Source organism: Streptomyces sp. NL15-2K (genome assembly GCF_030551255.1).
Taxonomy (GTDB): domain Bacteria; phylum Actinomycetota; class Actinomycetes; order Streptomycetales; family Streptomycetaceae; genus Streptomyces.
Genome location: NZ_CP130630.1, coordinates 5,270,074 through 5,290,840, shown reverse-complemented (window position 1 = coordinate 5,290,840; position 20,767 = coordinate 5,270,074). Strand labels below are relative to the sequence as shown.

The window sequence follows — 20,767 nt, the reverse complement described above, 5'->3', positions numbered from 1 at the left end:
AGCCCTGCTGTGGCCCCGGCTTACTCAGCGGGCCGCAGGGTGGCGGCTGTAGAGGAGTTCACGGAACTGCTCCCGCGTGACCACTCCGGCCGAGCCTCCCAGCCAGGCGTCCGTCAATTCTTGATCATCCTTGATCAGTTCGAGCAGTCCCTTCAGCCGCGGGGGCACCGTCAATGTCGCGACCTGCCGTGTGGCGTGATATTCGGGGATCATCATGGCGTCTCGTTGTTCGCCGAACCGGCGCAGGGCGGCAGACGTCCGAGCGTGGTCGGCCAGGTCCCCGTCGAGGTGGCCGGCCAGCATCTCAGCCTGCGCGAAAGCCGCGCTCATCCCGTGGCCGGTCGCGGCGTCCCGGTGTACGCCCGCGTCTCCCACGAGCGCCCAGCCCGGTCCCGCGGCCTGCCGCACGAAATTCGGCTGATGCGCCATCGCATAGAGCCGCTCCTCCACCTTGCCCTGCGACATCCGTTCGTAAAGGCCGGGCGTCCTGGTCCGGATCGTGTCCAGGTAGGACTCGAAAGCGTTCCTGCGCACTTGGTCGAACACGCTGATCGGGTAAGTGACGGTGACGAGGGTGAGGCCGTCGTTGGTCGGGAGGACGCTGATCCCGCCGCCTTCCCACGAGTACAGCTCGCGGCCCATCTCGAGCCCGCTCCAGAACGCGTAGTAGACGCAGGTCATCGTCGGATGTTCCAGCAGCGTCTCTGCCTTGACGTACCGCGAGACGGCCGATCGCACGCCGTCCGCCCCAATGACCAGGGGGGCGTGTATGACCATCGTGCCACCGCCCGGAGCCCGGCACCGGACCCCAGCCACGCGATCGTCCTCCCAAAGGACGTCCTCGACCACGCATCCGTCCCAGAAGGTCGCCCCGGCCGCCTGGGCCGCCGTGGCGAGCAGGTTGTCAAGCACCATCCGGCGCGGTGCGCGCGAGGCACGGATCCCATCCAACGGCGGTGAACAGCCCTCGACCCGCACTCCCGCAGCCTCCACCACCGTCCACTCCAGTGGTGGGCAACCGGTGGCGTCGAGGTCGTCCAGCAGACCCCAGCGCGCCAGGGCCGCCACCCCGGTCTGGCGTATGTGCAGGGTGCACACCGTGTCGCTGGGAAACCGGGCGCGGTCCACCAGCAGCACCCGGTAACCCTTGCGGCTCAACAACAAGGCGGTGGCGGCGCCGGCGCAGCGCGCACCTACGACCACCACGTCGTACCCGCTCATGCCTTGCTCCCCACAGCGACGGAGAACAGGGCACGACGGGAGAAGGCGTCGAGCCCCGCCGCATCGATCAACTGGTTGCTGACGCGGACGTTGGCGTGCACCGCTCCGTCGAAACCACGCGCCAGGGCCGCGAGCCAGCAGGCGTGGCCGGCAGCGCCCGCCCGTCGTAGCAACCGCAGGTACCCTCCCGAGCCGTGGCGGTGCACGGCCGCGGCGATGCTCCCGAGCACCAGCACGGTGAGCGCCGCCGAGGCGAATCCGGGCTGGCCGAGTACGGAAACCATGTCGACTTCGCCACGTGGCCGCAGCTCCTCGTCGCCGGCCTCGTACAGACCGGCCGGCAGCCCGGTCACCTGGTTGGCGAACACGACCAACTCGATGCCGTTGCCCTGTGCCGACTCTCCAGGGGCGAGCCGCGAGTCGGTTTCGGCCTGCTCTGCGAGCATCGCCGAGACCACTCCGAGCGGAACCGCGCCGTCAGTGAAGCGGCGCACCGTGCGGCGGCGCGCGAGCACAGCATCGGGATCCAGGACCGGTGGCGTCGCCGGGGGCAGCGGGATCGCCTCTGCGGTGGTGCCGGTTGTGGTGGCACTGGGCCACAGGGCTGGGGGAACCGGGCCACCGTCGCCGCGCGGAAGCATGAATTCGGACAGCAGGGCCTGGGTCAGATCAACCGCTCCGGCGGGCAGTGTCATGTCAACCTCACGATCGCGGTCACTGGTTCACGGTCCGGTTCGAGCAGTAGTGCATCGGTCAGGTCACGAGTCGGAGTTTCGTCGAGCACCTCCAGCTCTCGAGTGAGGCTCCGGGCGACGAAGTCGAGTTGTGCGAGGGCGACGCCGGTGTCGAAGGCCAGCAGTCGCACTGCGAAAGGGCCGTACTTGCCCACCAGCCGCCGGTAGCCTCCGGTGAACACGATCAGGGCATCGGGGCCGCCCTCGGCCGGTACTTCCCGCAGCACGGCCAGCGCGTGCTCGACCGAGTCGTAGCCGTACCAGCCGTCCGCCAGGTCCGGCAGGCCGCGGGCGCGGAGGTGAAGGTGCACCGAGCCGATGTTGCCGCCGGACGGGGCCCACCGATCTGTCGGTGAGGTCTGCGGGTCGCGCAGACCGGCGGTGCGGGAAAGGATGAGGGCCAGCACGTCCAGGCTCAGCGGTCGGCCGTGCAGTCCGGCCAGGGATGGCGGCGGCCCTTCTCCCGGGTCTGCCAGGTGGATGCGCCGAGCGCTCGGCCATTGCTTGCCCCCGTGGGTGGCGGCGATGTTGCGGGGTTCGATACTCGCCAGCGGGCCGGTACCGGCGGCGAACCGAACCGGATTTCCTGCGGTCGCCAGTTCGAATCGGAGTGGGGTCAGGATGCGCTCGGTCCGAGCCTGCGCGGCAGCATCGGACGCGGCAGCACCGGACACCGGGAGGCACGTGGCGCAGTCCAAACGCGGCGCCGGGGCCGCCAGTGTGGTCGTCCAGTCGGACAGGTCGTACCGCACCAGGCTTCGCGTGATCCTCGTCTCCGGCACCCGGGCGGCGAACGCCAGAACCTCACGGCACAGGATGCCGCAGTGCAGGAGCGGGTCGGCGGTGACCGTGGCATCGGAATCGCCGAGTTCGGCGCACAGGCAGGCGTAGCAGAGCGGGGTCTCGGGCACCAGCAGCGGCCCGATCGTGATGACCCGGCCGGCGACGTCAACGGGGAGGAAGGTGGTGCCCTCCCGCGCGCACTCGTCGCCCAGCTCGCCGGCGGCGGCCCGGTCGAGACCGCCCGTCCCCACGACGGCGACCACCAGATCGGCCCCGGCGACCGTGCCGCCGATCGAGCCCACTCCGGCCCGCTCGAGCGCCTCGGCGAGAGGGCCGACCATGGTCTCGGGGCCGTGCAGCACGATCCGGGCCGCGGCCAGCCGCGCGAAGGTGTGGCCCGCGTGCGGATCGACGCGGGTGGTCGTGCCCAGCCGGGCGAGCGCCAGCTGCGCGGGCGACGCGTCGGCGAGCGACGGCGCATCGGCACCCTCCTCGAGCAGGCCCCGCAGATGCAGCACCGCGAGTACCTGGTCGATCTGTGACTGCGGGTAGGCCGTGGCCCTGGCCAGCGCCGTCGCGTCCCGGGTGCCGTCCAGCAGCGGCAACAGTACGGGCAGCAGGCGAACCGCGCCCGGCCCCTTGATCACTTCGCGGGCGACGAGACCGTCGAACTGAACCGCGTCCGGCAGGACCAGATACCGCGTTCCCGGCCGTAGCCTGGGCGCGGTCGGGGCGCGCAATTCGTCCCGCGAGGTCGCGAAACTCAGGGCCTGCCGGCCCGGCAGGTGGCGTGCGTCAACCGTCATTGTTCGCTCCTAGGGCGAGGGCAAGGCCCTGCCAGGTGTCCGCCGCGCGGTCACGACGGGGGCCGCAGCGGCGGCAGCCGGGCACTGCGATCACCCGGTCGCGCCGTACCGTTCCGCCGGCCACGGAAAAGCGCACCACGTCCCCGGGCTGGACACGTCCGCCGAACCCGTCCGCGATCGCCTCGGCCAAGGCCCGCGCGAGACCTGAGCCGATCAGCACGTCGCTGGGCAGGTGGCCTGCCACGCTGTGGGCCGGAATCGCCCGGTCGTCGCGGAGCATGGCCGCGGTGTGTTCCCCCTGCGGATCGTGCTGCAGCCAGCGGCGGAGGAAGCACTGATAGCAGGCGGACCGGCCGGGAACGACCACCGGGCCGAGCCGCACACCCGAGGCGGTCAGGATGAGCGGCGCCCACGGTCTGCGCAAGCCGAAGGCGAGCCGGTCCCGTGCCGACAACAAGTCGGTGTTCTCGTGGGCGGCCACCACCAGGTAGCCGGCCGCCTCGGGGAGGGCGGCTTCCTGCGCCACCGAGAACTCGGGGGCCGCGGCGAGTTCGTCGGCCACGGCCGCACCCCAGCCATCCCTGGCTGTTACATGCAGATACGGCTTGGACATCACATTCTCGTTCCGGGTTCCGGGTTCCGGGTCCAGGTCCGGGATGCGGTGGGGCGCCGGAGCACCCCACCGCATCACTGGATCACCACTCAGGTGTCAGTAGCACTGCCAGATGTCGGACACGCACTCCGGGGCCGTGCTCTCCTCGGTCACGTCCTCGACCACGGCGTAGACGAACTCCTGCTCCATTGTCTTCTCCTTTCGATCCACTGTTTCTCATTCTTTCCACACGCCTACTCGGGCGTGGGTCTTTGGGTGCGAACTCAGGCAAGCGGTTGCGGGTTCGGGTTTACCCCGTTCTTCCCGCATTCCGGATATCCGAGCCGGGAATCGGCGTCCCAAATTCGGGGATGGCCGAGGAATCGGGTATTGAAGTCGAAAGTCAGCGGTACCAGCCGGGGAACGATCACTCGCACCGAATGTAGTCCGACCGTCCGTAGGTCATCCGGCGTGATCTCGACCGCGATCACTTCCATCTCGTGCTCTCGCAGTCTCTCGCACAGCGTAAGGAATGAGTCGGCCGTGGGAAGTCGAGGAATTTCAGAAAAACGCCGGCGTCGGGGCGTCGTGACCAGGAAGTCGAACTCGGGGAGCTTGTCGGGCTGGCCCATCCACAGCGCACCGCCGGCCACGTCGTGCTTTCCGGTCGGTATGCGCGGCCGCGTGGTGTTCCGGTTGAGCCCGGTACGGCAGGTCGCGCCCTCCCGGAGGACCTTCGCCAGCGACCGGTCCGGGTCCGGATCGGTCGCCGCCGCGACCGCCGCCGCAGCCTTCCGGTTGTGCGGAGTCACGTCCAGGGAGTACAGCGTGGGGATGCCCAACTCCGTCGTGGCGTCGAAGATCAGGGGATCGGGCAGCAGGCTCCGGCGCCGCTGGGCCAGCACCGCGGCCGGCTCCGGGCCGACCTCGTCCAGTTCCACCTGGGGCAGCGGCAGCCGGCGCAGCCAGAGCACGGCGGCGGCATCGCGTTCGACACACTCGCACAGCGCATTGCTCAGCGCCGCACGCAGATCGGTGTGCACCGCATAGCCCGTGCTGATCGGGTAGGTGATCCGCTCGGCTTGGTGCGCCGGCTGCAATGAGGTCCAGGCGAGGACGGCCGGGATGTACACCCGGCGCTCGCGAGTGACCGACCAGGCGGCGGTCCACCGTATCGGCTCGGTGTCCACCGGCGGCCGGAGCTGTTGCCCGGCGGTGTCGTACTCCTCGTCCGACAGACGGGGCAGGTCGGCCAATTCGAGTGCGTCCGGGCCCAGTTCGGCGGCTGTCGCCCAGAACATCGCGTCTTCGACCGGCAGCGCGCAAGAGTACCGTTCCGCCGCTTCAGCCAGCGCGACCAGTCGGGCGTGATCCGGCGAAAGCGCGGAACCCGACCCGCCGTGCCGCTTGTTGAAGAGGCTTCGTTCGACCGGCTCCTCGATTCTGCGGAAGGAGTCGAGTGGCAACCTGAGTGGCCATCCGGCGTTCGAATGGAATGCTGCGAATTTTGGCTCGCCGGGCAAGGTGTAGTCGATCGGCTGCGCAGAGGCCAGGACCCCAAATGGAGAAACAAGTTTCTCCATTTGTTTCAATGAATCCATCAGTCACCGCCCCGTTCGGATCTGAATCTCGTGGGCGGTTTCACCGTAACACCGCGGGTTGCGAGTTTCTTTACGGAACGACTGAACAGTCGGTTAACGGTGTCCTGTCGGTTGGTTGGCTACCGAAACAGTATCCGGATTTCTCGTGGGGTTGCGATTTCTGGTGGTGGTTGAGGGGTATCCGTCAGCCTGCCCGGGCTTTTCGAGGATTTGGTTTTGTTTTTTCGCTTATTTGGTTCCGTGGAAGTCGATGTTCGGCGTCGAAACCCCCTGGCCGTGGGCGGGGTGGTCACGGAGCTCGAACCAGATGTGTTTGCCGTCCCGTCTGCCGCGCCCGCTGCCGCTGCCGCTGTCGTGGGCAGTCCTGGAGGGGTCGGCCGGTGGAGCTGCCGGATCGTCGTCGCACACGGATACGCGCACGGTGTCTGCGGCGACTGCCGTCGTGAGGCGAATGGTTGGAGTTGCCGGCCGCGTACGAGGACGAAGACGGGGAGATTCGCATCGATCCGGCGCGCTTCGGCCTCTGATCAAGCCGCGCCCGCTGGTGCGGGGAACGTGGGATGAGCCGACTGGACTGGGGCGGCGACGTGTCGCTCGGTTTCTACCTCGAACGTCCCTTCTATCTGTCTGTGGCGCTGGTGACGTGTTCTCCGAACCTCGCGCATCCGGAACTGGCGTGTCCGGTCACGGCATGAGCTCGGCCGCAACGGAGCCCCTGACCAGAGAAGGCCAGGGGCTCCGTAGATGAAGCAGGCGTCCGTCAGACGTTCACACCGAAGTCCTGAGCGATGCCCACCAGGCCCGAGGCGTAGCCCTGGCCGACCGCGCGGAACTTCCACTCCGCGCCGTTGCGGTACAGCTCGCCGAAGACCATCGCCGTCTCCGTCGCCGCGTCCTCCGACAGGTCGTAGCGGGCGATCTCGGTGCCGCCGGCCTGGTTCACGATGCGGATGTACGCGTTGCGGACCTGGCCGAAGTTCTGCGAGCGGTTCTCCGCGTCGTAGATGGAGACCGGGAAGACGATCTTGTCGACGTCGGCCGGGAGGCCCGCCAGGTTGACGTTGATCGCCTCGTCGTCGCCCGCGCCCTCGCCCGTGCGGTTGTCGCCGGTGTGGACGATGGTCTGGTCCGGGGTCTGCTTGTTGTTGAAGAAGACGAAGTGGGCGTCGGAGTAGACCTTGCCCTGCGGGTTGACCGCGATGGCGGAGGCGTCGAGGTCGAAGTCCGTGCCGGTGGTGGTGCGGACGTCCCAGCCGAGGCCCACGGTGACGGCGGTCAGGCCCGGAGCCTCCTTGGTGAGCGAGACGTTGCCACCCTTGGACAGGCTTACAGCCATTGTTGGGAGTCCCTTCCCTCGTTTACGTACGGCAAGAAGCTACAGCTACCCCTAGGAACGCCGCGGGGGGTACCGAAGGTTCCGCGCGTCTTTACTTTCTTTACCAAGTAGCGGACGTGAGCGAGACGTGAGCGATATTGGGGTGACGTGGACCGGTCAGAGACGGGAACATGGACGTCATGTCTGGTCCGTACGTGATTCGCGGCTCTGTCTCCCTGCCGGAGGCCGAGCTCATGTGGCGTTTCTCGCGGTCGTCCGGACCCGGTGGTCAGCACGTCAACACCAGCGACTCGCAGGTGGAGCTGCGCTTCGACCTCGCGCGGACCGAGGCGCTGCCCGAGGTGTGGAAGCAGCGGGCCCTGGAGAGGCTGGCCGGGCGGCTCGTCGACGGCGTCGTCACCGTCCGCGCCTCCGAGCACCGCTCCCAGTGGCGCAACCGCGAGACCGCCGCCGTACGCCTGGCCTCCCTCCTCGCCGAGGCGACGGCCCCGCCGCCCAAGCCGCGCAGGCCGACCCGGATCCCACGCGGCATCAACGAACGCCGGCTGCGGGAGAAGAAACAGCGCTCGCAGACCAAGCGGGGGCGGACCGGGCGGGACTGGTCGTAGGCGCGACGGTCGCCTACAGGTCCAGCACTCCCACCACCTGGTCCCCGCTCGTCTCCCCGGTCGTACGGAAGCCGAGTCCCAGGTAGAAGCCTTCCGGGCCGGTCGGGCCGGGGTGCCAGGTGACGTACAGCTCCTTGCCGCCCCGGCGGCGGATCTCGGCGGCGACGGATTCGACCGCGAACCGGCCGTAGCCGCGGCCCTGTGCGTCGGCCGCGATGTTGAGGCGCCACAGGCCGGAGCGGAAGAGGGTGCCGTCCGTGTTCCAGTCGATGTCGAAGAAGGCCATGAGGAATCCGACCGGCCGGTCGCCGTCGACGATCAGCCGCGGCCAGGCGACACCCGCGGGACGGACGTACGCCTCCGCGAGGGACTGCATCACCGGTGAGGCGGCGTGCTCCTGGTCGGGGCGGACGCGGATGCCGACGGCGGCGTCGAACGTGCGCGGGGTGATCTCTTCTAAGTGGAGGCCGGGCGGTGTTGTCATGCGCGCACCCTAAGCGGATGGATCACCGGCGGGCGACGGAATTTCGCGTCACGCCGAGCACCACGTCACCCCGCGTACGTCACCCCAAATGCCGGTACCGCCCCCGGAAATACGTCAGCGGCCCCCCGTCCGCGCTCGGCAGCGACGCCGTCAGGACCCGGCCGATCACCAGCACGTGGTCGCCGGCCTGCACCCGCTGCTCCGTATGGCACTCCAGGATGGCCAGGGCGCCGCCCACCAGGGGAGCGCCGGTCGCCTCGCCGCGGACGTACGGGATGTCCTGGAAGAGCAGGCGGTCGCTGAGGCGGCCCTTCATGGCGAAGCGGCCGGCGATGTGCCGCTGGCTCTCGGAGAGCACGGAGACGGCCCACAGGGGCTGCTCGGCGAGCACGTCGTCCATGCGGGAGCCCTCGCGCAGGCTGACCAGTACCAGGGGCGGGTCCAGGGAGACCGACATGAACGCCGTCGCCGTCATGCCGACGTCCTCGCCGACCGGCGCCTGGGGGTCGTCCGGGTCGAGCGAGGGCTCCTGCGCGGTCACCAGGACCACACCCGCGGCCAGCCGGGACATGGCGGCGCGGAACTCGTCGTTGGTCACCCCCTCAGCATGCCCGGAGGCGGGCGGGGAAAGGGTGGGGGATGTGGCAAGGGGAGGGGCAAGCGGAGTGGCAAGCGGAGTGTTCGGCACGCTGGGAACGCTAATCTGCGGTTGGCGGGCGCCACATCGGGCCCGAGGCGGAGTCTGGACCTAGGACCCGCGGCGGAGGTTCGCGACGGAGCTCGCACGAAGCTTGCAGGTGCGCGCAGGTGCGTGCGAGGAGACGCCGCAAACGCAGGCAAAACTTACGTTCAGTAAACGCACAGGGAAATCGCAGAATCCCCACTCAATTGTTCATGTTTCGCTGTGACTTGAGTCACAAGGGGCGTTAATTGTTGACCCTGTGTACCGAGTGGGCAGCGCGCTGTGATTCAGTGGCGGGAAGCTGCTAGGACGATACGCCGATGAGAACCCTTGATTCGCTGCGAGGTCTCGGGGGGAGGGCGAGCATGGAAAGCGAGTCGGAACCCTACGTCCGCCTTGCGTCCCTGCGACAGTTGCACCAGGTCATGGCCGACATGAACACGGCCCGCAGCCTGGCGGACACACTGCAGACGGTCGCCGACGGCGTGGTCCAGGCGTTGGGGTACGAGCTGGCGTGCGTGAACCTCGTACGCCCCGACGGCGATCTCGTCGTCGCCGCCTTCTCCGGCAACCCCGCCGCCGAGGCGCTCATCACCGGCCGAGTCGGCTCGCGCGAGTCCTGGGAGCGCCGCCTGGGCATGGGCGAGCACTGGGGCGACCTGGTCTTCATCCCGCACACCGAGGGCTGGGTCCTCGACGACGACGACGTACCGCAGTGGTACACCGACGGCCCCGCGCCCCGCTTCGAGGACGAGTGGCACCCCTCGGACCGGCTCTTCGCGCCGATGTACACGCCCGCCGCGCCGGGCGGCGGCTCCTGCGGCGAGCTGATCGGCGTGCTCTCCGTGGACCGGCCGCGCAACGGCCGCCGACCGGGCGCCTGGGGACGCGAGGCGCTCCAGATGTACGCCTTCCAGGCCGCCATCGCGATCAGCAACGCGCGTCTACGGGCCAACATGCAGCGCGCACTGGTCAGGCTCGAAAGGGAGCAGCAGGCCCTGCGCGCCAGTGAGGAAAGCTTCAGGCAGGCCTTCGAGTACGCCCCCTCCGGCATGGCCATCGCCGAGATGGGCGGCGACCAGCACGGCCGGATCCTCAGGACCAACGACGCCCTGTGCCGCCTCCTGGGCCGCCCCGCCTCCGCGATGCGCCGCTACGCCTTCTCCGACCTCGTCCACCCCGAGGACATAGGCACGCTCCTGCGGACCTCCGCCGAGGGCGGGCGCGCGGAACTCAGGCTCGGCCGCCGCGACGGCACCTACGTCTGGGTCTCGCTCCGCAACTCCGTCGTCGCCGACGCCGCCGACGGACCCCGCTTCCTGCTCACCCACGTCGAGGACATCGAGGAGCGCAAGCGCCGCGAGCTCCAGCTCGCCCACCGCGCCTCCCACGACTCGCTCACCGGCCTGCCCAACTCCGCCGAGCTGCGCGCCCGCCTCTCCTCGCGGCTGTGCCAGCGCCCCACCCAGGCGGGCGCCCTGGAGTCCGTGGACGCGGCCTTCGGCCATCCCGTCCACGACACGGGCGGCCACGGCTTCGACTTCCGGCCGGGCGGCGGCGAGACGTTCGCCGCCTACGACCACCACGTGCACACCGTCGCTCCCGAGGGTGACCGTGACGACGGTGCCAAGGGGCTCGCGGTCCTCTTCTGCGACCTCGACGGCTTCAAGTCGATCAACGACCGGTTCGGGCACAACGCGGGAGACGCGGTCCTCATCGAGGTCGCCCGGCGGCTGTCCGGAGCCGTCCGGGACGGCGACACCGTGGCCCGGCTCGGCGGCGACGAGTTCGTCGTCCTGGCCGACGGGCTCGGCCGCGCCGACGCCCAGGACCTCGCCGTACGCCTGCGTAACGAGATCATCCAGCCCGTCCGGGTCGACGGACGCGCCATGCGGGTCGGTGCCAGCTTCGGCATCGGCTGGGCGCACTGCGGGATGACGGCGGACGAGGTGTTGAAATCCGCTGACGAGCGGATGTACGTCGAGAAACGATCCCGTCCCAAACAGCACAGACGCGCGGGATGACCTCCAGGTCAGCGAGCTGATGCGATCCGAGTCACCCGTTTGGGGCATCAGGAGCGGGTAGGCTCGCCCTTCTCACCGCACATTTCGCATCCGCACCGCACCTCCGAGGAGATCAAGGGATGACGTCCGGCAACAACGGCGCGAGCACGCCCGAGGACGACGACCCGTTCGGCTATCTCTACGCGGACGGGCAGGCCAACGGGGCCCAGCCACCGTCCGGTGGCTACGGCTACCCGAACTCCGTCAACCGGGTGCGGGCGGTCGGCCAGCGTCAGTACGGGCAGCAGCAGGCGCCGGCCGCCGCGACCGCCCCGTACGGCCAGGCCCCGCCGCAGCAGCAGGGCGCCCAGGGCCAGCCGAACGCGCACTACGCCGCGCCCGAGACCTTCCCGGGCGGCGCCCCCACCACCCAGCAGCAGATGCCCGGCGGCGGTGGACGGGGCCGTGGCCCCAACACCAAGGGGCTGCTGATCGGCGCCATCGCGGTGGTCGCCGCGGTCGTCATCGGCATCGGCGTGGCGATGATGAACGGCGACGACGGCGACAGCGGGGGCGACAACCAGGCGGCCACCACGCCGACCACCTCGCAGAGCTCCGAACCGAGCCCGTCGGGCAGCAAGAGCGGCGGGGCGAGCGCGGCGGACCTGCCGAAGATCGACGCGAAGGCGCTGCGGCTCGGGACCGGTGTGTCGACCGCCTCGGAGATCAAGGGCGCCAGCGCTGCGGGCGGCGTCTATGTGACCGGGCTCAACCAGGTCGGGTCCGAGGTCACTTGGTCCGTCGACGGCATCCCGAAGGACGGCGTCTACACCCTGTTCGCGGGCTACAGCGTCCCGGGCAAGGACCAGGAGATGACGCTCACCGTCAACGGCAAGGTGTTCGGCAGCACGCTGAATCTGGGGAACTTCGCCAAGGCCCCGGAGGGCGACTTCGCGAAGGGCTGGACCCAGACCTACGCCTACCCGAGCCTCAACAAGGGCACGAACACGATCTCGATCTCCTGCCAGAACGGCAACCAGTGCGACGTTCTGCTGGACCGGCTGTGGCTGAAGGCCGGGCAGGTCAAGCGATAGCGCGAGGTCGGGCCGTCACGCCGCGCTGACCTCCCCCGACACCGCCACCCGCCCCACCAACTCCTCGTACGCCGAACGGTCGAACTCCCCCGCCACCGGCGCGAGCACCGTCGCCGCCGACAGTGCCACCGCGCGGGCCAGCCGGTCCGGCCACGGCAGTCGTTCCACCAAGCCCGACAGCAGGCCCGCGACCGCCGAGTCGCCGGCGCCCGTGGGGTTGCCGTGGACGCGGGTGGGCGGGGTGGCGCGCCAGCGGCCCTCCGAGGTCGCCGCGAGGAGGCCCTCGGCGCCCAGGGAGGCGACGACGGCCCGGGCGCCGCGCCTGCGGGCGTCCTGTGTGGCGCGTACCGGCTCGTGGGAGCCGGTCAGTTCGGACAGTTCGTCGGCGTTCGGTTTGACGATGTCCGGGCGGGCCGCGACCCCGCGCCGCAGTGGCTCCCCGCTGGTGTCCAGGAGTACGGGGACACCAGCCGACCTCGCGGTACGGATCAGTCCGGCATACGCCCCGACCGGCACCCCCGGCGGCAGGCTCCCGCACAGCGCCACCGCGGACACCGACGCGACCAGGTCCTCGTACGCCTCCTGGAAGGCGGACCACTCGGCGGGCGTGACCGTCGGCCCGGGCTCGTTGAGCTGGGTGGTGTCGCCGGTCTGGTCGTCCACGACGGCGATCGTGCGCCGGGTGGGACCGCCGACCGGGACCAGCGCGTCCACCACGCCCGGTGTGGCGGTGAGCTGTTCCTGTACGACACGTCCGGTGGAGCCGCCCACGAAGCCGGTGACCGTCACCTCGTGCCCGAGGGCCGCGAGGACCCGGGCCACGTTCACGCCCTTGCCGCCCGGCCGTTCGGTGACCTCCGTCACCCGGTGGGAGGCGTGCGGGCGCAGGGACCGTACGCGATAGGTGATGTCGAGAGCGGTGTTCAGCGTGACTGTGAGGATCACCTGGGCCGACCTCCCCCGAAGAAACTCAGATTGCGCTTGCCGTCCGTCAGTCCGGAGCCGTCTGCCCGGAGCCGTCTGCCCGGAGCCGTCTGTCCGGAGCGCCGATCATGCCAAACGGACGGCGGTACGTCCCAGTCTCCCAGGACAACCGCCGCCCTCAACAGCCGGACAGATCACCCCAGTTGGGGATCGACCACCCATTCGCCCCGGCGTATGACGCCCTTGAGGGCGAAATCGGCGTCCAGCAGGACCAGGTCGGCGTCCTTGCCGGGCTCCAGGGAGCCGATGCGGTCGTACATGCCGAGCAGCTTGGCCGGGTTGGCGGACAGGGCCGTCACCACGTCCTCCACCGGCAGCCGGTCGATCGTCACCGCCCGCTTGAAAGCGCGGTCCAGGGTGAGGGTGGAGCCGGCGATCGAACCGCCCTCCACCAGGCGGGCGACGCCCTCGCTGACCTCGACCTCCAGTGGGCCGAGCAGGTAGCGGCCGTCGCCGAAGCCGGCCGCGTCCATCGCGTCCGTGATGAACGCCACCCGGTCCGCGCCCGCCCGGTGGAACGCCAGTTCCAGCGCGGCCGGGTGCAGGTGCGTGCCGTCGTTGATCAGTTCGACGGTGACGCGTTCGTCCTCCAGGAGGGCCGCGATGGGGCCGGGGGCGCGGTGGCCGAGCTGCGGCATGGCGTTGAAGAGGTGGGTGGCGACCGTGGCGCCCGCCTCGATGGCCTCCACCGTCTGCTCGTACGTCGCGTCCGTGTGCCCGACCGCCGCGATCACGCCGTGCTCGGCCAGCAGCCGTACGGAGTCGATGCCGCCGGGGAGTTCGGTGGCGAGGGTGACCATCTTGGCCCTGCCGCGTGCCGCGTCGATCAGCTTGCGGACCTCGGCCGGGTCCGGGTCGCGCAGCAGTTCCTCGGCGTGCGCGCCCTTGCGGCACGGGGAGATGAACGGCCCCTCGAAGTGGATTCCGGCGATGTCGCCCTGCTCGGCCAGCTCGGAGAGCAGCCCGGCCCGCTGGGCGAGGAAGTCCATGTCGCCGGTGACCATCGAGGCGACGAGGGTCGTCGTGCCGTGCAGGCGGTGGGTGTGGATGCCCTTGAGGACATCGTCGACCGTGCCGGAGGTGAAGGAGGCTCCGCCGCCGCCGTGGTTGTGGATGTCCACGAAGCCTGGCAGGAGCCAGTGGCCGGTTACGTCGGTGACCTGGGCGTTTTCTGGGGCTGTGCTGGTGATGTGGGTGCCGTCGATGATTACTTGGCCGTTCTCGACGGTTCCGGTGGGGAAGACCACGTGGGCACCGGAGAGCACCAGGGGTGTCCCGTCCGTCGCGGGCTGCGGGAGCGTCGTGGCTGGTCGCGCAGTTCCCCGCGCCCCTAGGGGGGTTGCCATCAGGCTGATTCCTCCGTGCCGTCGGTGGATGTGAGGAGATCCCAGGCGAGGAGACCCGCGCCCAGGCATCCCGCCGTGTCGCCCAGAGCCGCGGGGACGATTTCCGGCAGCTTCTGGAAGGTGACGCGCCGCCGGACGGCGTCCCGTAGCGGTGTGAACAAGGTTTCCCCCGCCTCGGCGAGCCCGCCACCGATGATCAGGGTGCGCGGGTCCAGCAGGGTGAGCGCGGTGACCAGTCCGTCGGCGAGGGCGTCGACGGCGTCCTGCCACACTCGGACGGCGTTCGGGTCGCCGGACGCGACGGCCTTCGCGCAGTCGGCCGCGTCCGCCTCGGGGTCCCCGCAGGCCGCCGCCCACGCCTCGCTCACCGCCGCCGCCGACGCGTACCGCTCCAGACAGCCGCGCTGCCCGCACGGACAAGGGGTTCCCCCCGGCCGTACGACGATGTGTCCGATCTCGCCCGCGAAGCCGTGCGCGCCCGCCTCCACCCGGCCGCCGATGCCGATGGCGCCCGCGATTCCGGTGCCCAGCGGCACGAACAGGAAGCGGTCGGCGCCCCGCCCCGCGCCGATCCGGCCCTCCGCGAGGCCGCCGGTGCGCACGTCGTGGCCGAGGGCGACCGGGACACCGCCGAGCCGGTCCGCGAGCAGGTCGCGCAGGGGTACGTCACGCCAGCCGAGGTTGGCCGAGTAGGCGGCGATGCCGTGCTGCTCGTCGACGATGCCGGGGACGGCGACACCGGCGGCGGCCGCGGGCTCGTCGAAGCGCCGGGAGCCGTGTGCGCGCAGTTCGGCGGCGAAGTCGAGGATCGTCTCCACGACCGCGTCCGGTCCGCGTTCGCGGCCGGTGGCGCGGCGGGTCTGGTGCAGCAGCTCGCCCTGCGCCCCGACGAGGGCGGCCTTCATCCCGGTGCCGCCCACATCGAGGGCGATGACATGTCTCACGGAGACAGTGTGGCCCGGGGACCCACAAGAGGTCTAGTCCACTGCCGTGGTGTAGACCTTATTTGACGTTATATGTATGACGTTTCGAAAGTTTTGATGGTTTCGATCATGGTTTTGAGGGCGATGGCAGTGCAGCGTCGGCGTAGGACAGGGACGATCGCGGCGGTGTCCGCACTGGGCCTGACGGGGGTCCTCGGCGGCTGCGGCGGTGGCGGCCTCAGCGGCGACGCCGGCGAGGTGACACTGAAGCTGGTCGCCGCCGACTACGGCGACAGCGCGGCCAACAGCTCGAAGAAGTACTGGGACGCCCTCGTCAAGGACTACGAGTCGCAGCACCCCGGCGTGAATGTCGACGTCTCCGTCTACTCCTGGAACGACATCGACCGCAAGGTCAAGGAGCTGGTCGACGCCGGCCAGGCACCCGACATGGCGCAGATCGGGTCGTACGCCGACTACGCCGACAAGGATCTGCTCTACAAGACCGACGACCTGGTGTCCATCGCCGTCCAGGCCGACTGGATCTCCCAGCTCGCCGACGCGGGAGAGGTCGACGGAGTCCAGTACGGCATGCCGTTCGCCGCCTCGACGCGGCTGCTCTTCTACAACAAGACGCTCTTCAGCGAGGCGGGCCTCACCCCGCCGAAGAGCTGGGACGAGCTGGAGGCCGACGCCGCGGCGCTGAAGGCGGAGGGCGTGAAGTACCCGTACGCGCTGCCCCTCGGGCCGGAGGAGGCGCAGGCCGAGACCATGCAGTGGCTGCTCAGCGGCGGGGGCGGTTACACCGACACGCTCGGTACGTACGGCATCGACTCCTCGGAGAACCTCCACACCTTCACCTGGCTGAAGAACGACCTGGTCGGCAAGGGACTGACCGGGCCGGTCGCGCCGGCCGAGCTGAACCGTGCCGACGCGTTCTCCGCGTTCGCGGCCGGGGACGTCGGCATGCTCAACGGACATCCCTCGCTGATGAAGATGGCCGAGAGCAAGGGGGTGAAGTTCGGGATGGTGCCGATGCCGGGTGAGGACGGGCCGAGCAAGGTCTCCATGGGCGTCACCGACTGGATGACCGCGTTCAAGCGAAACGGTCATGCCGAGCAGACCGGTGACTTCCTGAACTTCGTGTACGACAAGAAGAACGTGCTCGACTTCTCGCGCGAGTACGACCTGTTGCCGGTGACCAACTCCGCGTCCGAGGCGATGAGCGCGGCGAAGGAGGACGCCGACCTCAAGCCGTTCCTGCGGGAGCTGCCGCTCTCCGAGCTGTATCCCGCGGGCGAGACCTCCTGGGCACAGGTCAGCGCGGACATCAAGAAGCGCATCGGCCAGGCCGTCGGGCCGAACGGCAGCCCGGCCGACGTGCTGAGCCGGATCCAGACGACGGCGTTCTCGGCGCAGACGGCGGGGTAGGCGGGGCGCGATCGGGCTGTCCGGCTGTCCGGCTGTCCGGCTGTCAGTGGCGGCGGCTACCTTGCCGGGTATGGAGCAGGAGGAGCGGCAGGAGCGGCAGGAGCAGGAAGGGCTTGGGCGCAGGGAGCGGGACATCCTCGCGCTGGAACGGCGTGGCTTCAGCGGGCCCGGGGCGAAGGAACGGGCGATACGGGAGGAGCTGGGGTTGGCGCCGGTGCGGTACTACCAACTGCTGAACGCTCTGCTGGACGATGAGCGGGCGTTGGCGTTCGATCCGGTGACGGTGAATCGGTTGCGGAGGGTGCGGGAGGCGCGGCGCGGCGAGCGGTGATGGCCGGTCGGCACCCGGCGCCGGGGACCGTTGCTGGGGGCTTCGCCCCCAGACCCCCGGCCCATGCCCACCCGGCCACCCGTCTCGGTCGGTCGAGGGGTGACCGTACGGGCTGAGAATCGCGGCCGCTGCCGAGAACGTGCGGCCGTTCCGCGGATATGGTCGCCGTATGGGCAGCCACACGGACTCCACGGACGCAACTGACCCCCTGCCGACGCCCGCGACCCCCGCCGGTCGGGACGCGCTCGACGCCATTCTCGCGCGGCCCGCCAACGCGGTGATCGCGCTCGACTTCGACGGGACCCTCGCGCCGATCGTGGCGGATCCCGAGCAGGCCCGCGCCCACCCGGACGCCGTGCCCGCGCTCGCCGCCCTCGCCCCGAAGGTCGCCGCCGTCGCCGTGATCACCGGCCGTCCGGCCGGCGTGGCGGTACGGCACGGCGGGTTCGCCGGCGTTCCCGGCCTGGAGCACCTCGTCGTCCTCGGTCACTACGGCGCCGAACGCTGGGACGCCGTCACCGGCACCGTCAACGCCCCCGCCCCCCACCCCGGCGTCGCCGCCGTCCGTGCCGAGTTGCCGGGCGTTCTCGACGGGGTCGGTGCGTGGCAGGGCACCTGGATCGAGGAGAAGGGTCGTGCGGTCGCCGTCCACACCCGCCGGGCCGCCGATCCCCAGGCCGCCTTCGAGGCCCTGCGCGGCCCCCTCACCGACCTGGCCGCCCGCCACGGCCTGATCGTCGAGCCCGGCCGCCTGGTCCTCGAACTCCGCCCGCCCGGCATGGACAAGGGTGTCGCCCTGCACGAATACGCCCGCGAGATCTCCGCGGAGTCCGTCCTCTACGCCGGCGACGACCTCGGCGACCTCCCCGCCTTCGCCGCCGTCGACAAACTCCGCTCCGACGGCACCCCGGGACTCCTGGTGTGCAGCGGCAGCGACGAGGTCACAGAGCTGCGGGATCGGGCGGACCTGGTGGTGGACGGTCCGGAGGGGGTCGTACGGCTGCTGCGGGGGCTGGCGGCGCGGCTGGGCTGAGACCGGAGTGCGGGTGCGGGTGCGTTCAGCGACACCCGGCCTTCGGCCGGGTTTTTGTTCCCACCCGCACTACCCGTGCGGCTTTCGTGGTCGGGTGCGGGTGGCCCCTGTGGGGGAGGGTCACCTCTTGAGGTACCGAGTCGGGTGGTGGGTGGGCATTGGCCGGAGCCCCCTGGGGGCGAGAATCACGCCTTCAGCGCATTCAACTGCTCCAAGAACCACTGCGCCGGCGGCAACGCCGTAGCCGCCGCAGCCAACCGCTTCGTCCGTTCCGCCCGCTCCTCCGGCGCCATCGACAACGCCTCGTGCAACGCCCGCGCCGTCTCCATCACGTCGTACGGATTGACGGTGATCGCGTCCTCACGCAGCTCCCAGTACGCCCCCGCCTCCCGAGACAGCACCAGCGCACACCCCTCGTCGGAGACGACCGGCACCTCCTTCGCGACGAGGTTCATGCCGTCCCGGATGGGATTGACCAGCGCCACGTCCGCCAGCCGGTACGCGGCCAGCGAGCGTGCGAAGTCGTCCTTGAGATTCAGTACCACCGGAGTCCAACCCGGCGTGCCGTACTGGGAGTTGATCTCCTCGGACAGCCGCCGCACCTCCGTCATGTACTCCCGGTACACCGCGAGGTCCTGCCGCGACGGGTACGCGAACGCCACGTGCGCCACCCGCTCCCGCCACTCGGGGTGATCGTCGAGCAGCTGCCGGTACGCGAGCAGTCCGCGCACGATGTTCTTCGACAGCTCGGTCCGGTCGACCCGGACGATCGCCTTGCGCGCGCCGCCGTCGGGAGCCGTGCCGATCTCCTCCCGCAGGGCCGCCATCCGCTCGTCCACATCGGCCTCGTGCGCCCGCTTCCGCAGGAAGTCCGCGTCCGCCCCGAGCCCGTGCACGCCGATCCGTGTGTCCCCGAGCCCTCCGGCGAACTCCGCCGCGCACGCGGTGAACGCGTCCGCCCAGCGCTGGGTCAGGAACCCGAGCCGGTCGGCGCCCAGCATGCCGCGAAGGACCTCCCCGGCGACATCGTCCGGCAGCATCCCGAAGTACTCCACCGGCGCCCACGGCGTATGCGAGAAGTGCCCGATCCGCAGATCCGGCCGCAGCTCACGCAGCATCCCCGGCACCAGGCACAGGTGGTAGTCCTGCACCAGCACCGCCGCCCCCGGCGCCGCCTCCTCGGCCAGCGCCTCGGCGAACGCCCGGTTGTAGGTCTCGTACGACGCCCACTGACGCCGGAACTCCGCGTCGAAAACCGGCTCCAGCGGGGTCTGGTACAGCATGTGGTGGACGAACCACAGCACGGAGTTTGCGATGCCGTTGTACGCGTCGGCGTGCACGTCGGCCGGGACGGCGAGCATGCGCACACCCGGCTCGCCCACCCCGCGCCGTACCGCCTCCCGGTCGCCGTCGCCCAGCGTCGAGCACACCCACAGGGCGCCCGCGTCCGGCCCGATCGCCGACAGGCCCGAGACCAGCCCGCCGCCACCCCGTTTGGCGTGCAGCGAGCCGTCCTCGCGCACCTCGTAGGAGACCGGGCCGCGATTGGACGCGACCAGCACTTGAGCACCTCGAGCACCCTGAGCAGCCTGCGTGGAAGCCATACGCCTCAACTTAGCCCAGCCCGTAACCGCTCAAACGTGCGGATCCCCTCCGCGATCAGCTGTATACGGCCCGTAAGACCAGGCGATCCGGCCCGGTCGAGGCCGCCTCAGGCGACCTTCCGCTCCGCGTACTCCGCGATCTCCACCATCGGCGGCCGTTCCTCCGTGTCCACGGAGTACGTGCGCGGCTCGAACCCGTCCTCGCCCCGCTCGAACTGCGTGAGCGACGGCCGGATCAGATGCCCGCGGGCCAGCCGCAGCTGGGCCGTGCGGTAGATCGCGGCCGACATGCGGCCCAGGGCCTGCCCGTCCTGGTGGCGGTGTTTGCGGACGCCGACATCGACCTGGGCGAGCGCGTCGAGGCCCACCAGGTGCAGGGCGTCCACCAGCATGCCCAGCTCCACCCCGTATCCCACCGGGAACGGCAGCTGTTCCAGCAGCGAGCGGCGGGCCGCGTACTCGCCGCCGAGCGGCTGGACGAAACCGGCCAGCTGCGGCCAGTGCATGTTCAGCAGCGGGCGCGCCATGAGCTCGGTGACCCGGCCGCCCTGGCCTGCCGCACCGCGCAGCGGACGGTCGTACATGCCCTTGACCAGGTCGACGCCGGGGTCGGTGAGCAGCGGGCCCACGATCCCGGAGACGAAGTCCGACGAGAACTCCTTCAGGTCCGCGTCGATGAAGCAGACGATGTCCCCGCTGGTGACCAGGAGCGAGCGCCACAGCACCTCGCCCTTGCCGGGGACGGTCGGGATGCGGGGGAGGATGTCGTCGCGGTGGACGACCCTCGCCCCGGCCGCCGTGGCGACCTCAGACGTGCGGTCGGTCGACCCGGAGTCGACGACGACGATCTCGTCGACGAGCGGGACCTGCCGCATGAGGTCGTGGCGGATCACGGCGACGATGTCACCGACCGTCTCCTCCTCGTTGAGTGCGGGCAGCACGACACTGACCGACTGGCCCGTGGCGCGTTTGGCGGCCATGATCTGGTGGAGCGGGCGATCGGTCCTGGACCAGGAGCGAGTGCTCAGCCAGCGCTCGACTTCATTCAGCACAGTGCGCGGCTCCTCTGCGTTCTCTCGGCGAGTGTGCGATCCATGGTCTCTGGCGGGCCATGTGATCCATCTCGCGGTTCGGACGGCTACCTAAACTGTGCTGGCCTTCGGTTACAGTCTTG

The 20,767-nt window shown here is 70.2% G+C and carries 20 protein-coding genes; 7 read left to right on the top strand and 13 right to left on the bottom strand.

Annotated elements, in window-relative coordinates; translation table 11 throughout:
* Nucleotides 1-24: 24 nt before the first annotated feature.
* From Q4V64_RS23560 to Q4V64_RS23540, 5 genes are all read right to left on the bottom strand, one after another.
* A complete protein-coding gene (locus Q4V64_RS23560; RefSeq protein ID WP_124441155.1) occupies nt 25-1,221 on the bottom strand; it encodes an NAD(P)/FAD-dependent oxidoreductase in 1,197 nt (398 codons plus the stop codon).
* On the bottom strand, nt 1,218-1,916 hold the full coding sequence (locus tag Q4V64_RS23555) for a nitroreductase family protein (protein WP_124441156.1): 699 nt from the start codon (nt 1,914-1,916) through the stop codon (nt 1,218-1,220). Before Q4V64_RS23555 ends, Q4V64_RS23560 begins: the two co-directional genes overlap by 4 nt.
* Nucleotides 1,913-3,544 carry a hypothetical protein gene (locus Q4V64_RS23550; RefSeq protein ID WP_124441157.1) on the bottom strand — a complete coding sequence of 544 codons (1,632 nt, stop codon included), beginning with the start codon at nt 3,542-3,544 and terminating at the stop codon, nt 1,913-1,915. Before Q4V64_RS23550 ends, Q4V64_RS23555 begins: the two co-directional genes overlap by 4 nt.
* On the bottom strand, nt 3,534-4,157 hold the full coding sequence (locus tag Q4V64_RS23545; RefSeq protein WP_172629274.1) for a TOMM precursor leader peptide-binding protein: 624 nt from the start codon (nt 4,155-4,157) through the stop codon (nt 3,534-3,536). Before Q4V64_RS23545 ends, Q4V64_RS23550 begins: the two co-directional genes overlap by 11 nt.
* 263 nt (nt 4,158-4,420) lie before the next feature.
* Complete coding sequence (locus Q4V64_RS23540) at nt 4,421-5,719, bottom strand: YcaO-like family protein (protein ID WP_124441159.1); 1,299 nt, start codon at nt 5,717-5,719, stop codon at nt 4,421-4,423.
* Nucleotides 5,720-6,297: 578 nt separating this feature from the next.
* Here Q4V64_RS23540 and Q4V64_RS23535 point away from each other — a divergent pair.
* Nucleotides 6,298-6,432, top strand: a complete 135-nt coding sequence (locus Q4V64_RS23535) for a hypothetical protein (protein ID WP_301184531.1) — start codon at nt 6,298-6,300, stop codon at nt 6,430-6,432.
* A gap of 65 nt (nt 6,433-6,497) precedes the next feature.
* Here Q4V64_RS23535 and Q4V64_RS23530 read toward each other — a convergent pair whose 3' ends face one another.
* Nucleotides 6,498-7,073 carry a TerD family protein gene (locus tag Q4V64_RS23530; protein WP_095752296.1) on the bottom strand — a complete coding sequence of 192 codons (576 nt, stop codon included), beginning with the start codon at nt 7,071-7,073 and terminating at the stop codon, nt 6,498-6,500.
* A gap of 170 nt (nt 7,074-7,243) precedes the next feature.
* On the opposite strand from Q4V64_RS23530, the gene arfB reads away from it, so the two are divergent.
* The gene (gene arfB, locus Q4V64_RS23525) at nt 7,244-7,681 is read left to right on the top strand and encodes an alternative ribosome rescue aminoacyl-tRNA hydrolase ArfB (protein WP_124441160.1); all 438 of its coding nucleotides are present in this window, start codon (nt 7,244-7,246) and stop codon (nt 7,679-7,681) included.
* 13 nt (nt 7,682-7,694) lie between these two features.
* On the opposite strand, the gene Q4V64_RS23520 is transcribed toward arfB, so the two are convergent.
* Together Q4V64_RS23520 and Q4V64_RS23515 are read right to left on the bottom strand one after the other, a co-directional pair.
* Entirely contained in the window at nt 7,695-8,165 is a 471-nt protein-coding gene (locus tag Q4V64_RS23520) for a GNAT family N-acetyltransferase (protein WP_124441161.1), read from the bottom strand.
* A gap of 79 nt (nt 8,166-8,244) precedes the next feature.
* Nucleotides 8,245-8,763: a flavin reductase family protein gene (locus Q4V64_RS23515; protein ID WP_253267056.1), complete on the bottom strand. Its 519-nt coding sequence runs from the start codon at nt 8,761-8,763 to the stop codon at nt 8,245-8,247.
* A 449-nt stretch (nt 8,764-9,212) separates the two neighbouring features.
* Between Q4V64_RS23515 and cdgB the strand changes: the two genes are divergently transcribed.
* Nucleotides 9,213-10,871: a diguanylate cyclase CdgB gene (gene cdgB, locus Q4V64_RS23510; protein ID WP_124441163.1), complete on the top strand. Its 1,659-nt coding sequence runs from the start codon at nt 9,213-9,215 to the stop codon at nt 10,869-10,871.
* Nucleotides 10,872-10,990: 119 nt separating this feature from the next.
* Entirely contained in the window at nt 10,991-11,944 is a 954-nt protein-coding gene (locus Q4V64_RS23505) for a carbohydrate-binding protein (protein ID WP_124441164.1), read from the top strand.
* 15 nt (nt 11,945-11,959) lie between these two features.
* Here the strand turns inward: Q4V64_RS23505 and Q4V64_RS23500 are convergent, their stop codons facing one another.
* The 3 genes from Q4V64_RS23500 to Q4V64_RS23490 all read right to left on the bottom strand — a co-directional run bounded on the left by Q4V64_RS23500 (nt 11,960) and on the right by Q4V64_RS23490 (nt 15,218).
* On the bottom strand, nt 11,960-12,889 hold the full coding sequence (locus Q4V64_RS23500; RefSeq protein ID WP_124441165.1) for a 1-phosphofructokinase family hexose kinase: 930 nt from the start codon (nt 12,887-12,889) through the stop codon (nt 11,960-11,962).
* A gap of 173 nt (nt 12,890-13,062) precedes the next feature.
* Nucleotides 13,063-14,274 carry an N-acetylglucosamine-6-phosphate deacetylase gene (gene nagA / locus Q4V64_RS23495; RefSeq protein ID WP_124441166.1) on the bottom strand — a complete coding sequence of 404 codons (1,212 nt, stop codon included), beginning with the start codon at nt 14,272-14,274 and terminating at the stop codon, nt 13,063-13,065.
* Entirely contained in the window at nt 14,274-15,218 is a 945-nt protein-coding gene (locus Q4V64_RS23490; protein ID WP_124441167.1) for an ROK family protein, read from the bottom strand. Before Q4V64_RS23490 ends, nagA begins: the two co-directional genes overlap by 1 nt.
* 123 nt (nt 15,219-15,341) lie before the next feature.
* Here Q4V64_RS23490 and Q4V64_RS23485 point away from each other — a divergent pair, with 123 nt between their 5' ends.
* The 3 genes from Q4V64_RS23485 (at nt 15,342) to otsB (ending at nt 17,989) form a co-directional block, all read left to right on the top strand.
* Complete coding sequence (locus Q4V64_RS23485; RefSeq protein WP_124441168.1) at nt 15,342-16,625, top strand: extracellular solute-binding protein; 1,284 nt, start codon at nt 15,342-15,344, stop codon at nt 16,623-16,625.
* Nucleotides 16,626-16,695: 70 nt separating this feature from the next.
* The gene (locus Q4V64_RS23480) at nt 16,696-16,956 is read left to right on the top strand and encodes a DUF3263 domain-containing protein (RefSeq protein WP_124441169.1); all 261 of its coding nucleotides are present in this window, start codon (nt 16,696-16,698) and stop codon (nt 16,954-16,956) included.
* 169 nt (nt 16,957-17,125) lie between these two features.
* Complete coding sequence (gene otsB, locus Q4V64_RS23475) at nt 17,126-17,989, top strand: trehalose-phosphatase (protein WP_124441170.1); 864 nt, start codon at nt 17,126-17,128, stop codon at nt 17,987-17,989.
* Between the two features lie 185 nt (nt 17,990-18,174).
* On the opposite strand, the gene Q4V64_RS23470 is transcribed toward otsB, so the two are convergent.
* Together Q4V64_RS23470 and Q4V64_RS23465 are read right to left on the bottom strand one after the other, a co-directional pair.
* Complete coding sequence (locus Q4V64_RS23470; protein WP_124441171.1) at nt 18,175-19,593, bottom strand: trehalose-6-phosphate synthase; 1,419 nt, start codon at nt 19,591-19,593, stop codon at nt 18,175-18,177.
* A gap of 107 nt (nt 19,594-19,700) precedes the next feature.
* Nucleotides 19,701-20,645, bottom strand: coding sequence for a glucosyl-3-phosphoglycerate synthase (locus tag Q4V64_RS23465; protein WP_124441172.1), 945 nt, complete (start codon nt 20,643-20,645; stop codon nt 19,701-19,703).
* Between the last annotated feature and the right edge of the window lie 122 nt (nt 20,646-20,767).

Bases quoted from the DNA above. Each gene is read 5' to 3' on its own strand.
- Q4V64_RS23560 (WP_124441155.1), bottom strand. From the start codon at position 1,221: ATGAGCGGGTACGACGTGGTGGTCGTAGGTGCGCGCTGCGCCGGCGCC.
- Q4V64_RS23555 (WP_124441156.1), bottom strand. From the start codon at position 1,916: ATGACACTGCCCGCCGGAGCGGTTGATCTGACCCAGGCCCTGCTGTCC.
- Q4V64_RS23550 (WP_124441157.1), bottom strand. From the start codon at position 3,544: ATGACGGTTGACGCACGCCACCTGCCGGGCCGGCAGGCCCTGAGTTTC.
- Q4V64_RS23545 (WP_172629274.1), bottom strand. From the start codon at position 4,157: ATGTCCAAGCCGTATCTGCATGTAACAGCCAGGGATGGCTGGGGTGCG.
- Q4V64_RS23540 (WP_124441159.1), bottom strand. From the start codon at position 5,719: ATGGAGAAACTTGTTTCTCCATTTGGGGTCCTGGCCTCTGCGCAGCCG.
- Q4V64_RS23535 (WP_301184531.1), top strand. From the start codon at position 6,298: ATGAGCCGACTGGACTGGGGCGGCGACGTGTCGCTCGGTTTCTACCTC.
- Q4V64_RS23530 (WP_095752296.1), bottom strand. From the start codon at position 7,073: ATGGCTGTAAGCCTGTCCAAGGGTGGCAACGTCTCGCTCACCAAGGAG.
- arfB (WP_124441160.1), top strand. From the start codon at position 7,244: ATGGACGTCATGTCTGGTCCGTACGTGATTCGCGGCTCTGTCTCCCTG.
- Q4V64_RS23520 (WP_124441161.1), bottom strand. From the start codon at position 8,165: ATGACAACACCGCCCGGCCTCCACTTAGAAGAGATCACCCCGCGCACG.
- cdgB (WP_124441163.1), top strand. From the start codon at position 9,213: ATGGAAAGCGAGTCGGAACCCTACGTCCGCCTTGCGTCCCTGCGACAG.
- Q4V64_RS23505 (WP_124441164.1), top strand. From the start codon at position 10,991: ATGACGTCCGGCAACAACGGCGCGAGCACGCCCGAGGACGACGACCCG.
- nagA (WP_124441166.1), bottom strand. From the start codon at position 14,274: ATGGCAACCCCCCTAGGGGCGCGGGGAACTGCGCGACCAGCCACGACG.
- Q4V64_RS23485 (WP_124441168.1), top strand. From the start codon at position 15,342: ATGGCAGTGCAGCGTCGGCGTAGGACAGGGACGATCGCGGCGGTGTCC.
- Q4V64_RS23480 (WP_124441169.1), top strand. From the start codon at position 16,696: ATGGAGCAGGAGGAGCGGCAGGAGCGGCAGGAGCAGGAAGGGCTTGGG.
- otsB (WP_124441170.1), top strand. From the start codon at position 17,126: ATGGGCAGCCACACGGACTCCACGGACGCAACTGACCCCCTGCCGACG.
- Q4V64_RS23470 (WP_124441171.1), bottom strand. From the start codon at position 19,593: ATGGCTTCCACGCAGGCTGCTCAGGGTGCTCGAGGTGCTCAAGTGCTG.